This window comes from Pantoea sp. SGAir0418, assembly GCF_043529865.1.
In genome coordinates, this window is the sequence record NZ_CP027911.1 from 683,009 (window position 1) to 697,200 (window position 14,192).

Annotated in this window: 12 protein-coding genes; all 12 read left to right on the forward strand. The window is 57.2% G+C overall.

Going from position 1 to position 14,192, the window contains the following annotated elements; translation table 11 throughout:
• Nucleotides 1-203: 203 nt before the first annotated feature.
• Nucleotides 204-686 (forward strand): Hcp family type VI secretion system effector, encoded by a 483-nt coding sequence (locus C1N84_RS03155; RefSeq protein WP_021313206.1) that lies wholly within the window; start codon nucleotides 204-206, stop codon nucleotides 684-686.
• Between the two features lie 149 nt (nucleotides 687-835).
• Nucleotides 836-1,828, forward strand: coding sequence for a hypothetical protein (locus C1N84_RS03160; RefSeq protein ID WP_264441989.1), 993 nt, complete (start codon nucleotides 836-838; stop codon nucleotides 1,826-1,828).
• Entirely contained in the window at nucleotides 1,825-2,232 is a 408-nt protein-coding gene (locus tag C1N84_RS03165) for a hypothetical protein (RefSeq protein ID WP_264441990.1), read from the forward strand. The genes C1N84_RS03160 and C1N84_RS03165 overlap by 4 nt, the downstream gene beginning before the upstream one ends.
• 533 nt (nucleotides 2,233-2,765) lie before the next feature.
• A complete protein-coding gene (locus tag C1N84_RS03170; RefSeq protein ID WP_264441991.1) occupies nucleotides 2,766-3,215 on the forward strand; it encodes a hypothetical protein in 450 nt (149 codons plus the stop codon).
• A gap of 365 nt (nucleotides 3,216-3,580) precedes the next feature.
• The gene (tagH, locus tag C1N84_RS03175) at nucleotides 3,581-5,401 is read left to right on the forward strand and encodes a type VI secretion system-associated FHA domain protein TagH (RefSeq protein ID WP_264441992.1); all 1,821 of its coding nucleotides are present in this window, start codon (nucleotides 3,581-3,583) and stop codon (nucleotides 5,399-5,401) included.
• A complete protein-coding gene (locus C1N84_RS03180; RefSeq protein ID WP_021506792.1) occupies nucleotides 5,398-6,189 on the forward strand; it encodes a PP2C family protein-serine/threonine phosphatase in 792 nt (263 codons plus the stop codon). Before tagH ends, C1N84_RS03180 begins: the two co-directional genes overlap by 4 nt.
• A 10-nt stretch (nucleotides 6,190-6,199) precedes the next feature.
• Nucleotides 6,200-7,177 (forward strand): hypothetical protein, encoded by a 978-nt coding sequence (locus C1N84_RS03185; protein WP_264441993.1) that lies wholly within the window; start codon nucleotides 6,200-6,202, stop codon nucleotides 7,175-7,177.
• Between the two features lie 16 nt (nucleotides 7,178-7,193).
• Nucleotides 7,194-8,018, forward strand: coding sequence for a type VI secretion system accessory protein TagJ (locus C1N84_RS03190; protein WP_394541730.1), 825 nt, complete (start codon nucleotides 7,194-7,196; stop codon nucleotides 8,016-8,018).
• Complete coding sequence (gene tssE, locus C1N84_RS03195; protein WP_021506795.1) at nucleotides 8,008-8,583, forward strand: type VI secretion system baseplate subunit TssE; 576 nt, start codon at nucleotides 8,008-8,010, stop codon at nucleotides 8,581-8,583. Before C1N84_RS03190 ends, tssE begins: the two co-directional genes overlap by 11 nt.
• Before the next feature lie 2 nt (nucleotides 8,584-8,585).
• The gene (gene tssF / locus C1N84_RS03200; RefSeq protein WP_238561526.1) at nucleotides 8,586-10,460 is read left to right on the forward strand and encodes a type VI secretion system baseplate subunit TssF; all 1,875 of its coding nucleotides are present in this window, start codon (nucleotides 8,586-8,588) and stop codon (nucleotides 10,458-10,460) included.
• Nucleotides 10,457-11,503, forward strand: coding sequence for a type VI secretion system baseplate subunit TssG (gene tssG / locus C1N84_RS03205; protein ID WP_058771453.1), 1,047 nt, complete (start codon nucleotides 10,457-10,459; stop codon nucleotides 11,501-11,503). Before tssF ends, tssG begins: the two co-directional genes overlap by 4 nt.
• 54 nt (nucleotides 11,504-11,557) lie before the next feature.
• A complete protein-coding gene (tssH, locus tag C1N84_RS03210) occupies nucleotides 11,558-14,167 on the forward strand; it encodes a type VI secretion system ATPase TssH (RefSeq protein WP_264441996.1) in 2,610 nt (869 codons plus the stop codon).
• Nucleotides 14,168-14,192 lie beyond the last annotated feature (25 nt).

Below are 14,192 nucleotides of genomic sequence, written 5' to 3' on the forward strand. Positions count from 1 at the left end.
TATTGAGGAACTAAAAGATTCACTATTTTTTATTGCTCCATCCAGTGGGACAATAAAAACACTCTCTGAATAAACCATGTAGCGATATTCAGAAAACGAGGCAGAGGTAAAATATGGACTGTTTTATTCAGCCCCATGCTTTCCTGTTTGCCATAACGATGCTTTATCAAAGCAGAACGTAAATCAAGCAAGAGAAGATAATTATGGCTATTGATATGTTTTTAAAAGTTGATGGTGTGACCGGCGAGTCTAAAGACTCTAACCACACCGGCTGGACTGATATTACCTCTTTCAACTGGGGTGCTAACCAGCCGGGTAATATGTCTGTTGGCGGCGGCGGTGGTGCAGGTAAAGTAAATTTTGCTGACCTGAGCGTAAATGCACTGATTGACAAATCCACCACTGCAATCCTGAAAAATTGCGCCAGCGGTAAGCATATCAGCAAAGTAGAGCTGTCCGTATGCAAAGCAGGCGGCACACAGATTGAATACGCACGTATCACACTGGAAGATGTGCTGGTGTCAAAAGTTGATTATACCGGTGCTGCTAATGGCGATACCCTGAGCGTGACTTACGCGTTCCAGGCTGCCAAAGTGAAGCAGCAATACTGGGAGCAGAGCTCTTCAGGTGGTAAAGGCGCTGAAAGCAGCGCTGGCTGGAACATCAAAGAAAATAAAGAAGCGTAATTGCTTTATTAAGCGGCCCTGTGGGGCCGCTATAAAGATTTCAGGAAAGTTATCTGAAAATATAATTGATCGGGATACAACTTACAGAAGAGATGTTAATAAGATTGTCTTTTAACTAAATAAATATTTAACTGCAAAAGGAGATTGTGATGACAGGTAAAACTTCCATCGAACCGGGATTTTGTGTAGTGCAACGCCCTGGAAGCCTCACCGAGCAAGCGATGTGGCTGTACGGTACGCGCAACATGCCGGCGGCAAATTACTTTTTGCAGTTAAATGCTGATGTCGCATGGGCTAAACCGGGACAAATCCTGATCGTTGCTGATCCGGAAGGAAACAATCATCCTGCGGCAATGAGTGCCCTGGCAACGGCAAAAGCGACAACCAACAATAGTCTGGCACATCTATCCGTTGATGAGGCGAGTTTTTTTCATCAACATTATAAATCCATCGCAGCAATTACAAATTTCATGGATACAGCGTCTGGTTTAATTAGTGATGCAGGCGAAAAGTATTTCAATGAAATTAGCAAAAAGTTAACCGCTATAGAAGTCGCTTATCAAAATCAATATATAACTTCGGGTTCGCTTATCAGTGAGCAGTTTTATGCGGAAAGAAGGCGGTTGTTTTCAGAGCTTGATAGTTTATTAAATAGATTTTCAAGATTGATTATTAATTTAAGACCCTACGATAAGCTTAAAAGTGCCCTCAACCTTTCGAGTTCTTCGATTGTACATGATTGGCAAACTGCGGGGGTTGGTGCTATTCGTGGTTACTCAACATATGTAGACGGTGCTGCAAAAGCCGCAAGGATTATCAAGACAGGCGGTTGGATAGCGGTAGGTTTCAGCGCTTTGAATACCTCAAACACCGTGTATGATGCATGTACAGTTAACCGTAAAAACGAGTGTTTGCAAGTTGCAGTTACCGAATACTCTGCTTTTGTTGGTAGCACATTTGCCGGATTATACGGTGCTATGGGTGCAAGTATCGCTATGCGAGGTGCTTGTCTGGCGTTTGGTGTTGCTACAGGGCCGGTAGGTTTTTTAACGTGTAATGTGGTAAGCTCCGTTGCTGGCGGGTTAATTGCGTCTAAAGGCACTGAAAAAATAGTAAAAAAGGTTATGGAGAAAATCCTATGAATGGAGCTGATTTTTTTCTTTATTTAGCTTTCCTATTGATTTTCTTTGCGTTAATTATGCAGGTTTTTTCATACTACATCTTTAAAAAGAATGAACGTAAATACGTTGAGTTGATCAGTGAGTTTAGACGCCGTAATCTCGACCTGGATATAGTAACGAATATCTATTCTTTTTTGGGGCCTCTATTTAATGCCAACAAGATAGTCTATTTTATTGATCTTTATAATGGGAGGGCGATGAAGTTAGCGAAAGGAAAGCCTGTAAGTAAGAATGCATACAATTTCATGCAGTCACAGCCTAAAGAAAATATATCATGGATGCTGAGGCTTCATAATTTAAATCTTATCAGTTTTTTTCTGTTGTTTTCAGGCGTGGGTATCGGTTTGATTATTGGCTTTATTTAATAAGCTAAATATTTTTTTCGCGAACTTTAATAATATAATACCGCAAAAAAATTTCTGACGTTTGTATAGTGATCAACGGAATAAATAATGAATCATGCTTTATGAATCTTTCAGATTTTTTAATTTCTCTATCTGTATTTTATTTTCTTTTATCGATCGTTTTACAAATTTCTGGTTATGTGATTTTTAGAATAAATATCAAGAAATTCGAAGTTATTTTGTCTGAATTTCGACAGAGAAATCTTCAGCTAGACATCACGACGAACATTTCCTCTTACTTTAGCGCATCCTTTCATCCACTTAAAATAGCTTATTTTGCTTATCTTTATAAAGGTGTCATGCTCTATCATAAAAGGAATGAAAGGGTAAACAAGGAAACCTATGAGTTCATTCAGTCCCTGCCTAAAGAAAAAATAAACTGGTTGCTGCGTCTGCACACTTTAAACCTGGTTACTGCCTTTTTCATGATTGGGGGAGGCGTGGGGTTTATAATCTGGAGGCACTATTATAGTTAATCATTCGCAGCATCTGTGATGGACATAGCTCCTGAAGCTGGGACAGTCATGATTATGGAAACTACTGTGGACCTATTACTATCAATATCAGCTGCTTTGATAGGCTCGGGTTGCATTTTGCAAGTATGGGCATTTTTCCTGTTCAAGAGTAATCAGCGGAAATTTGATTTTATAATGAGTGAGTTTCAGCGTATTAACCTGCAGATAGATATTACCACGCAGGTTGCTAATCATTTTCCATCATTATTTCATCATAATAAGGTCTCATATTTTGCACGGCTTTATAAAGGTGTGACCATGTATCATAAGAAAAATGAGCGGGTTGGTGCGGAAACATATAATTTTGTGCAGAATCTCCCATCTGAAAAGATAAAATGGTTGCTCATAGTGCATAACCTAAACTTAATCAGTGCGCTGCTATTATTTTTAGGTGCCGTAACTATTTTAATTTATAAGCGGATGCACTGATTTCTTCAGTATACTGAATGAAGTTTTCAGAATTATATATGTCTGCTTTCATTGTTTATATTGAATAAATCAGTTATCGCTACATCCCGGCTAATCGTCTCGAACCGGTGTACTGACACAGCACCGCGCACATATTGTAGCGGCGCGATTCATCGCGCAATAAATGGTGCCGCTACAAAATTGCAATCATTTCAAAGCCACCGACAAACTAAATAGCAAATATGAAACAACGCATCGCGTTTTAAAGCACAGCCTCAATCACCTGATATCGCACACAGCATCGTATTACCCGCTTCCTATATTCCGCGTCTTTCCCGGAGAGCCGCGCAATATAGATGCCGAACCGCTAACCGCAGGAACCCGTTATGCGCTTTACGATAATAACGACTAAACCCGGCCACCAGCCGCCGCAAACCCGCTGTGACTTTATGCCGCCCGGCGGCACCATTGGCCGCGGAGTAGACAACAATCTGGTGCTGCCGGATGACGATCGCACCATTTCTCGCCTGCAGGCGATTGTGCACATCACCGCCGCTGGCGAATGCCGCCTCACCAACCGGGGCAACGTGACGCGCGTGCTGCTCAATGACATCCCGCTGGAGCGCGGGCGTCAGGTGGAATTACAGGATGGCGACGTGCTGGGCATCGATGATTACCAGCTGCTGGTCAACGATCTCAACGGCGCGCAGCAGCCGCAGGCCGCCACGCTGGCACCGCAGCCGGTGGTGCAGGCTCCGGTAATGGCTGATGTGCCACCGGCGGAAAAAGATGCCAGCACCGCCGCGATCCCCAGCGAGATCTGGGACAGTCTCGCCAAAGAGTTTTCGATCTCCGACGATCTGTCGAAGCGCAAAGCAGCGGCCGAGGTGCTGCCGGAGGCCAATCCGCTCACCGCGCCGGCCAGCCTCGATCGCAATCCGGAGGATCCGCTGGCTCAGCTGGTGAACGATGCGCCGCTGGATATTGGCCAGCAGCCGAAAAACACCAGCCTGTTCGATGAAGGCGATGCGCTGTTCGCGCAGGAAAGTATCTTCGACGATCGTACCCCCAGCACGCTTTCGGCGCAGCAGAATGCCGCCGCGCAGCCGCAGGTCGAAAGTGCTACCGAGCTCGATCCGCTCAGCCTGTTTGGCAGCCAGAGCAGCAGCGACGTGCGCAATCACGACGATCCGCTCGGCCTGATGATGGGTAATGCGGTTCCGCTGACGCAGCCGGAGATTGCGCCGACACAGACGGTACAGCCGCAGCCCGACGTCCAGCTGGAAACGCCCAGTGAACCCTCGCCGGAGACGGCACCGGTCGAGCTGGCGGATCTCAGCAGTTCGCCACTGTTTGATGACACCGAAACCCAGGCCACGCCGCCGCTGATCGAACCGCAGGCGGAGCAGCCAGAGACGGTCGCGCCGCAGATGGATTACGGCGGCATTACGCTGCCCACGCCGCAGGCGGTGCAACGTGTACCGTCGCCGACGCCGAAAGGGCGGCTACGTATCGATCCGGTGGCTTCCAGCCATCAGAACGCGGCACCCGCCAGTCAGGCGACAGCCAGCCACAGCAGCGGCGACGCGCTGAAAGGCGAACTGCTGGATGCACTGCTGGAAGGCATGGGGTTGCGCGATCTGCAGCCCACGCCGCAGTTCGACCGCGAGCAGATGCTGCAGTTTGGCCAGATGCTGAGCATGTTCTCGCAGGGCACCGTTGCGCTGCTGTCGTCACGCTCGATTCTTAAGCGTGGCGTTAAAGCGGATATGACGGTGATCCTCGACGACGCCAACAACCCGTTCAAACTGCTGCCGTCCGGCAAAACCGTGCTGATGCAGATGTTTGGCAGCCGCATGCCGGGCTTCATGCCGCCGCGTCAGGCGGTGCGTGATGCGCTGATCGATCTGCAGGCGCATCAGCTCGGCATGATCGCCGGGATCCGCGCCATTATCGCTTCGATGCTGCAATCCTTTAATCCGGATCAGCTGGAAGAGGAAGCACGCCAGGCGGGATCGCTGTCGCGCCTCGGCCTGCCTGGCAGCCGCAAAGCCGCGCTGTGGGAGCATTTTGTTGAGCGCTACGGCGAGACGGCGGGCGAGATTGAGGACGATTTCCATACCCTGTTCGGCGAAGCTTTCCTGCATGCCTACGACCTGGAAGTTAATCAGTACAAAGATTCACAAACCCACACGGATGACGCATGAATATCACCATTGCTTCCACGTCGAATCAGGGCGACCGCGCCAGCAATCAGGATCAAACCGGTGAGGTAATCGGCGAACGCTCAGCCTGCTTCGTGGTGTGCGACGGCGTAGCAGGATTTCCCGGCGGCGACGTGGCCGCCCGCATCGCGCGCAGCAGCCTGATGGAGGCGTTCGACGGTAACGCGCACCTGGATGCGCAGTCGATTCGCAACTACGTCAACCACGCGAATCACGCGATTCGCCAGCAGCAGAAAGCCAGCAGCGAGCACAGCCGCATGGGCACCACGCTGGTCAGCCTGTTTGTCGACCGTGACTACGAGCTGGCCTACTGGGCGCACGCGGGCGACAGCCGGCTGTATCTGTTTCGCCGCGGCTACCTCTACCACGTGACTACCGACCATAGCCTGGTGCAGCAGATGAAAGATGCCGGTCACCAGACCGAAGGTATCAACAGTAACCTGCTCTATTTTGCCCTCGGCATGGGCGATGAGCAGCGCGACGCCAGCTACAGCGATGTGGTGGAAATAGAAGACGGCGACGCCTTTTTACTGTGCACCGATGGCTTCTGGCACGGCGTGACGCTGGAGCAGATGCAGCAGTCGCTGCACATGGTCAATACGCCGGAAGAGTGGCTGACGCTGATGCAGCAAATCATCCGCAACGGTCAGCCGGATAATGGTCAGCAGGATAACTTCAGCGCGCTGGCCGTCTGGATTGGCTCACCGCAGGACACCACCTTACTGCACTCGCTGTCCGAAGCGGCGCAGTTTTTCCCTCTTCGAGATTGAGAACGCCAACATGAAACATGGATTACTGGGTCTGGCTGCGCTGCTGCTCAGCACGCACGCATTTGCTGAGAACTATCGCATCGTGCAGTCCCCGGCACAGAAACTGGATGTCTGGATTGATAACGTGAAAGATAACCAGCTGGCGAGCTGGTGTAAGCGCAATGTTGATCTGCGCATCGTCACCCACGGCGCGAAAAACGTCGCGGCGCTGGAGGATTTTCTGCCGCGCGTCGCCGGGCTGATGGCATCGCAGTGTAAAGCGCTGCAGCAGCTCAACTGGGCGCTCAATGATGATGACGGCAACCCGATCGCCAGCGGCAGCGCGGCCAAAGCGCAGCAGTGGCAAACGGTGGTAACGCCGCCGCCCGCGCCCGTGCAGCCGCCTGAGACCGCTGCGGTTGCCCCTGCCGCGCCGGTGCTCAACTCGCCGCAGGCCGATACCACGCCGTGGCTGCAGTTCAGCCTGCTCGACGGCTGTCACTTCCGCACCTGGTGGCAGCATCCGGCGCAGACCAGCGCGCTGTTCGTGCCGTCAAAACAGGGGCTGAGCTGCGGTCAGGATGGCTGGCTGAGCGGCCGCAGCAGCCTGACGCAGATGGGCAACGGCGCGGCGAAAAGCGTAGTGGTGACGTTCCTGCAGGGCTTCCCGATTGCCGGCCTGAATAACAAACAGCAGAGCGCCGAGCTCAGCATCACTACCGTCAACAGCGAACGCATGGTGCTGAGCAACGAGAAGTCGCCAGACAGCTGGCTGGTGCTGCCGTTCAGCAGCCAGTTCAACGGCTGGCAGGCACCGGATCAGGTGGTGGTGCAGATGCCCGCCAGCGATGCCGCCGATGAGAGCGCACTGCGCGCACGGCTGCAGGAAGTGCGCAAAGTGTGGTCGCCGTGGCTGAGCGCCAGTGCACCGCTGAAAGTCCAGCTGGTAGAGCAGCTGCATCCGGAGCTGAAAGATCCCGCCGCCGCGGTTTATCGCACCATTAACTGACGCAAAAGGAGTTTGCATGGAGTCGTTACAATCGCGCCTGGCCAGTGCCTCACTGGCCGAGAACCTCGCCGATATCACCCGCCAGATTCAGGCCAGCCCGGCCAATGCCGACCTGCGCGCGGCGTTTGTGCAGCTGCTGTGCCTGGCGGGTAACTGGACGCGCGCGCAAACCCAGCTGCAATCGTGGCTGGCGCTGACGCCCCAGGCGCAGCCGACCGTCAACTTACTGCAGCAGGCCATTGCCGGTGAGCAGCAGCGTGAAGCGGTACTGCGCGGCGAGGCGCAGCCGCAACTGCCGGGCAGCGCGTGGGCGTGGTGTGAAAGCCTGCTGGCTGCGCTGACCGCCGACATCCGCGGTGACTTCGCGCTGGGTGCGGAGCAACGTGCCGCCGCGCTGGCGCAGGCCGAAGCCAATCCGGGCCAGCTGCAGCAGCAGGAACAGACGACAGACTTCGCGTGGCTGATGGACGGCGACAGCCGCTTCGGGCCGGTGTGCGAAGCCATCGCCAACGGCCGCTATTACTGGATTCCGTTCGCCGCGATCCGCGAGATGGAATTTCAGGCACCCGCCAGCGTGACCGATTTGGTCTGGCGCCATACGCGCGTGCAGCTGGTGGATGGCAGCGAGCAGATTTGCCAGATCCCGGTGCGCTATCCGCTGCTGCCGGGGGCGGATGAGTGTTACCTGCGCGCCAGCGTTACGGAATGGCAGCCGCTGGGCCACGATGACAGCCAGTTTACCGGCCACGGCCAGAAGCTGTGGCTGAGCGACAGCGGCGAGTATCCGCAGCTGACGCTGCAGCAGCTGGCGTTCCAGCCAGGCGGCAGCGATGAGCCGTGATAACAGCTCGCACAACGATGGCTATGCCCAGCTGCATGGCGGTTTCCGCGCGCGTAAAAATCGCGATGCGCTAACCGCGCGCGACAAGCTGCAATCCTCGTTACTCGATCGTCTGACTGACAACGCGCCGGACAAGCAGAGCGAAGCCAGCAACACCACGCTGATTTCCCACAGCACGCTGCGCCGCCACGTGCTGCGCGATCTGCAGTGGCTGTTCAACACCATCAACAACGAAGCCCAGCAGGATCTCAGCGCCTTTGGTGAAGTGCAGCGCTCGGTGTGGAATTTTGGCGTGGCGCCGCTGGCCGGACAGAACATCTCCGACATCGAATGGCAGGATATGCAGCGCAAAATGACCGATGCCATTCTGCATTTCGAGCCACGCATTCTGCCGCAGGGGCTGCAGGTACGCTGCGTCAGCGATCTGAAGTCGCTCAGCCTGCATAACGTGTTATCGATTGAAATAAAAGGCCGCCTGTGGTGCGTGCCTTATCCGCTGGAGTTTCTGTTCCGCACCCAGGTTGATCTGGAAAGCGGTCATTTTGAACTACTGGATGCAGGTTAATCATGGACAGCAAACTGCTCGACTACTACAACCGCGAACTGGCCTATCTGCGTGAGCTGGGCGCGGAGTTCGCTGCGCGCTATCCGAAAGTCGCCGGGCGGCTGGGAATGCGCGGCATCGAAGTCGCCGATCCTTACGTTGAGCGGCTGATGGAGGGCTTTGCTTTCCTCACGTCGCGCGTGCAGCTCAAAATGGACGCCGAGTTCCCGCGCTTTTCGCAGCGGCTGCTGGAGATGATTGCGCCGTCTTATCTGTCACCTACGCCGTCGATGGCGATTGCACAGCTCACGCCGGACAGCCGCAAAGGCGACATCAGCAATGGCTTCCACGTGCCGCGCGGCACCATGATGGAGAGCCAGCACCTGAAAAAAAGCGGCGTAACCTGCAGCTACACCACGGCGCACGATGTCACGCTGCATCCGCTGCGCATCAGCGACGTTTCACTCGGCGGCGTGCCGGGCGATCTGCCGCTGGGCGAACTGAAGCTCAGCGGTCGCGGTGCCGCCAGCGCGCTGCGCGTGCGTATCGCCTGCGAAGGCATCTCGTCGCTCAGCCAGCTGAATGTCGCCGATTTAATGCTGTATCTCAGCGGCCCGGACATTCAGGCGCAGAAACTGCTGGAGCTGCTGATACAGCACCGCGTCGGCATCGTGCTGCAATCGGTCGAACAGAAACCGCTGCGCCAGATGCTGCCGGATGAAGCGTTACAGCAGGAAGGCTTTGCGCCAGAGCAGGCGCTGCTGCCGGACGATCTGCGTAACTTCGACGGCTACCGGCTGCTGCAGGAGTATTTTGCCTTTCCGGCGCGCTTCCAGTTCATCAGCCTGAGCCAGCTGGCACCGTTTCTGCGCCGCTGCGATAACGCGCAGGAATTCGACATTATCATCCTGCTGGATAAGGCTGACAGCGCGCTGGAAAGCGTGGTGGACAGCAGCCATCTGGCATTGCACTGCACGCCGGTGATCAACCTGTTTCCCAAAACGGCCGAGCGCCTGAAGGTCAGCGACAGCCAGCACGAATATCATCTGGTGGTGGATAACATCCGGCCGCTGGACTACGAAGTGCACTCGGTGCAGCGGTTGTTCGCCACCATTGAGGGCAAGCGCGAAGAGCAGATATTCCGCCCGTTCTGGAGCACCTTCAGCGGCGACGACGGCGATTACGGTGCCTATTTCTCGCTACGCCGCGAGCAGCGCACGCTGTCTGAGCAGGCGCAGCGTTACGGCACGCGCACCGGCTATATCGGCTCGGAAGTATTTTTGTCGCTGGTGGATGAGCATCACACGCCGTGGCGCGACGACATGCGCTACCTGTCGGCAGACGTGCTCTGCACCAGCCGCGATCTGCCGCTGATGCTGTTGCAGCAGGAGCAGGGCAATTTCGTCATGCCGGATTCGATCCCGGTCGGGCAGCTGAAGTTGTGTAAAGGCCCGACGCCGCCGCGTCCGGCGCTGGCCGAAGGGCTCTCCGCGTGGCGTCTGATCAGCCACCTGCAGATGAACTACCTGAGCCTGATGGACAGCAGCGACGGTCAGGGCGCCGCCGCGCTGCGCCAGCTGCTGAGCCTGTACGCTAATCTCGCCGAAGCGGCGGTGGCGCGCCAGATTGACGGTATTCGCCACTGCCAGCTTAGCGCGGTCAATCGCCGGGTGCCGGAACCGGGCCCGGTGGTGTTTGCGCGCGGCGTCAGCATCACGCTGGAGGTCGACGAACAGGCGTTTTCCGGTGCCAGCCCGTGGCTGCTCGGCAGCGTGCTGGAACGCGTGTGCAGCCGGCTGGTGGCGCTGAATAGCTTTACCGAATTCACCCTCAACAGCCAGCAGCGCGGCGAGGTGGGCTACTGGCCGCCGCGCATGGGCAGGAAGGCGCTGCTATGAGCGAGGCGCAGATCATTCCGCTGCAGCGCGCCCAGCGGCTGCCGGACGATTTCTGGCAGGCAGTGATGGCGGCACCGTGGCGCTACGATCTGTTTCAGCTGCTGCGCCGGCTGGATGCGCAGGGCGGCCAGCGCTATCCGCTGGGACGCGCGCCGCTGCCGAAGTTCGAAGCGCTGCGCATTGGTCAGCAACCGTCGCTGGCGTTTGCCCCGGCAACGCTGGCCAGCGTGCAGCCGCGCGCAGAGGACGCGCGCCATGACGTGGCGATATACAGCTTTGGCCTGTTTGGCCCCAACGGTCCGCTACCGACCCACCTGACGGAATATGTGCACGAGCGCATCGTGCACCATCAGGATCACAGCCTGGCGGCATTTGCCGACATCTTTCACCATCGCGCCACGCTGCTGTTTTATCGCGCCTGGGCCGATGCGCAGCCGGCCGTCTCGCTGGATCGCGCCGATAACCGCCGCTTTGTCGATTACCTTGCCTGTCTGGCCGGCATCGGTTTACCGGCGCAGCAGCAAGCCAGTTCGCTCAGCCTGCATGCGCGGCTGATGCTGGTCGGCCATCTTAGCCGCCACGGTCACGACGCTGAAGGGCTGGTACGCATTCTTCGTCACTACTTTGGCGTACCGGTGCAGCTGGCACAGAACGTGCCGCAGTGGCTGACGCTGGACGCGCGCGATCAGGCGCGGCTGGGAGCCGGACGCCAGATGCCGCGGCTGGGCGAATCGGCGTTCCTTGGCGTGGCGGTGCGCGATGTGCAGCACCGTTTTCGCCTGCGGCTCGGTCCGCTGAGCGCGCAGCAGTATGCCCACTTTCTGCCGGATGCGCCGGGCGCACGCGAAGTGCGCGACTGGGTGCGTCACTATCTCGGCATCGAGATGCAGTGGGACCTCAGCCTGATCCTGGCGGCGGAAGAGGTGCAAAGCGTCACGCTGGGAGGCAATGCCCGGCTGGGCTACACCAGCTGGCTGGGACACGCGCCACAGCCGCAGGATCGCGAAGATTTCATGTTTGAGGTTGAGGCAGCCGCAAGCTAGCCCAATCGCTTTTCCCTGTTACACAGCCTGCTTCTTTCATTAAAGAGACCCGATATGTCAGAAATCAGCCGTGCCGTGTTATTCGGCAAACTGGATACGCTGTTATTTACCTCGCTGGAAAGCGCCACCGCCTTTTGTAAACTGCGCGGCAATCCTTATGTTGAGCTGGTGCACTGGCTGCACCAGCTGATGCAGCAGCAGGATGGCGACTTACAGCGGGTGATCAGCCATTTTTCACTGGATGAAAACGCGCTGACGCGGGATATCGTCGCGGCGCTCGACCGCCTGCCGCGCGGTGCGAGCGCGGTTTCCGATCTCGCCGAACACATCGACAGCGCCGTCGAGCGCGCCTGGGTCTACGCCTCGCTGAAGTACGGTGCGACGCGCATTCGCGGCGGCCATCTGCTGATTGGCATGCTCAAAACCTTCAACCTCGCCAGCGTGCTGAAAGGCATCTCCGGCCAGTTTGGCCGTATCAATGCTGATGCGCTGCTGGAGCAGTTCGACACGCTGCTCGCCAGCAGTAAAGAGGCACAGCAGGCGCTGGTGGCACAGCCGGGCACCGAGAGTGCCGCACCGGCAGCCAGCACCAGCACGCTGGCGCAGTACGCGCAGGATCTCACCGCGCGCGCACGCGAAGGACGCATCGATCCGGTCACCGGCCGTGATGAAGAGATCCGCCAGATGGTGGATATTCTGATGCGTCGCCGGCAGAACAACCCGCTGCTGACCGGCGAAGCGGGTGTTGGCAAAACCGCGGTGGTTGAAGGCCTGGCGCTGCGTATTGCCGCTGGCGACGTACCGGCTCCGCTGCGCGATGTGCAGCTGTGGCTGCTCGATATCGGCATGCTGCAGGCCGGTGCCGGCATGAAAGGCGAGTTTGAAGCGCGCCTGCAGGCGCTGATTAATGAAGTGCAGTCCAGCCCGACGCCGATTGTGCTGTTCGTTGACGAGATCCACACGCTGGTCGGTGCCGGCGGCCAGCAGGGCACCGGCGATGCCGCCAACCTGCTGAAACCGGCACTGGCGCGCGGCCAGCTGCGCACCATCGGTGCCACCACCTGGGCCGAATACAAAAAGTACATTGAGAAAGATCCGGCGCTGACGCGTCGTTTCCAGACCGTGCAGGTGCAGGAGCCGGATGAAGCCAAAGCGATTCTGATGCTGCGTAGCACCGTCAGCGCGCTGGAGAAGCACCATCAGGTACTGCTGCTGGATGAGGCAGTCAGCGCGGCGGTGAAGCTGTCGCATCGTTACATTCCGGCGCGCCAGCTGCCGGACAAAGCGGTGGCGCTGCTGGATACCGCCTGCGCACGCGTAGCGGTGAGCCAGGGCGCACAGCCTGCGGCACTGGAAGATTGCCTGCACCGTCTGGCCGCGCTGGAGATTGAAGCGGAGATCATTGCGCGCGAAAGCAAAGTCGGGCTGGGCGATGCGGCGCGTTCGCAGGCGGTTGCCGCCCAGCGCGCGACGCTGGAAACCGAGCGCGATGCGTTGCAGCAGCGCTGGCAGCAGGAGCGTGAACTGGTCGATCAGCTGATTGCGCTGCGGGCGCGCTGCGTGACGGAGGGCGAAGCCGCGCTGCGCGATGAGCTGGACGCGACGCAACGGCAGCTGCAGCAGGTGCAGGGCGAAGCGCCGCTGCTGTTTGCCGCCGTGGATGCCAGCGTGGTGGCCGCCGTGGTCGCAGACTGGACCGGGATTCCGCTGGGGCGCATGGTGAAAAACGAAATCGACGCGGTGCTTAATCTCGCCGATACGCTCAACCAGCGCGTGATTGGCCAGCGGCACGGTCTCGATCTGATCGCCAAACGCGTGCGCACCTCACGCGCGCGCCTCGACAATCCGAACAAACCGGTCGGCGTCTTTATGCTGTGCGGTCCCTCCGGCGTCGGCAAAACCGAAACCGCGCTGGCGCTGGCCGAGTCGCTGTACGGCGGCGAGCAGAACATCATCACCATCAACATGAGCGAGTTTCAGGAAGCCCACACCGTTTCCACCCTGAAAGGCGCACCGCCGGGCTACGTGGGCTATGGCGAAGGCGGCGTGCTGACCGAAGCGGTGCGGCGTCGTCCCTACAGCGTGGTGCTGCTGGATGAGATTGAGAAGGCGCATCCGGATGTGCACGAACTGTTCTTCCAGGTGTTCGATAAAGGCTGGATGGAGGATGGCGAAGGGCGCCATATCGACTTCCGTAACACCATCATTATCCTGACCTCCAACGTCGGTACGCAGCTGATCAGCGCGATGTGCGCCGATCCGGAGCTGATGCCGGATCCGGAAGCGCTGAGCACCGCACTGCGCAAACCGCTGCTGGAGGTGTTCCCGCCGGCGCTGCTGGGGCGCCTGCTGGTGGTGCCGTATTACCCGCTGAGCGACGCGATGCTGGCGGAAATCGTCCGGCTGCAGCTGGGACGTATTGTTCAGCGCCTCGCCGACAACCACGGCATCAGCGCGCAGATTGACGATTCGGTCATCAGCCAGATCGTGCAGCGCTGCACGGAAGTGGAGTCCGGTGGCCGCATGGTCGACGCCATCCTTACCAATACCCTGTTGCCGCAGATGAGCCAGATGCTGCTCAGCGCCCACGCCCGCGATGAACGCTATCGTCGCGTGCAGGTACGCTGTGAGCAGGGCGAGTTTGTTTGCCAGTTCGATGTCTAAAGCCGTTAGTGATCAGAGAGTTTTC

Excerpts from the sequence above, each read along its gene's own strand:
- C1N84_RS03185 (WP_264441993.1), top strand. The coding sequence starts at position 6,200 with ATGAAACATGGATTACTGGGTCTGGCTGCGCTGCTGCTCAGCACGCAC.
- tssG (WP_058771453.1), top strand. The coding sequence starts at position 10,457 with ATGAGCGAGGCGCAGATCATTCCGCTGCAGCGCGCCCAGCGGCTGCCG.
- C1N84_RS03190 (WP_394541730.1), top strand. The coding sequence starts at position 7,194 with ATGGAGTCGTTACAATCGCGCCTGGCCAGTGCCTCACTGGCCGAGAAC.
- C1N84_RS03155 (WP_021313206.1), top strand. The coding sequence starts at position 204 with ATGGCTATTGATATGTTTTTAAAAGTTGATGGTGTGACCGGCGAGTCT.
- tssE (WP_021506795.1), top strand. The coding sequence starts at position 8,008 with ATGAGCCGTGATAACAGCTCGCACAACGATGGCTATGCCCAGCTGCAT.
- tssF (WP_238561526.1), top strand. The coding sequence starts at position 8,586 with ATGGACAGCAAACTGCTCGACTACTACAACCGCGAACTGGCCTATCTG.
- tssH (WP_264441996.1), top strand. The coding sequence starts at position 11,558 with ATGTCAGAAATCAGCCGTGCCGTGTTATTCGGCAAACTGGATACGCTG.
- C1N84_RS03160 (WP_264441989.1), top strand. The coding sequence starts at position 836 with ATGACAGGTAAAACTTCCATCGAACCGGGATTTTGTGTAGTGCAACGC.
- C1N84_RS03170 (WP_264441991.1), top strand. The coding sequence starts at position 2,766 with ATGGACATAGCTCCTGAAGCTGGGACAGTCATGATTATGGAAACTACT.
- tagH (WP_264441992.1), top strand. The coding sequence starts at position 3,581 with ATGCGCTTTACGATAATAACGACTAAACCCGGCCACCAGCCGCCGCAA.
- C1N84_RS03165 (WP_264441990.1), top strand. The coding sequence starts at position 1,825 with ATGAATGGAGCTGATTTTTTTCTTTATTTAGCTTTCCTATTGATTTTC.
- C1N84_RS03180 (WP_021506792.1), top strand. The coding sequence starts at position 5,398 with ATGAATATCACCATTGCTTCCACGTCGAATCAGGGCGACCGCGCCAGC.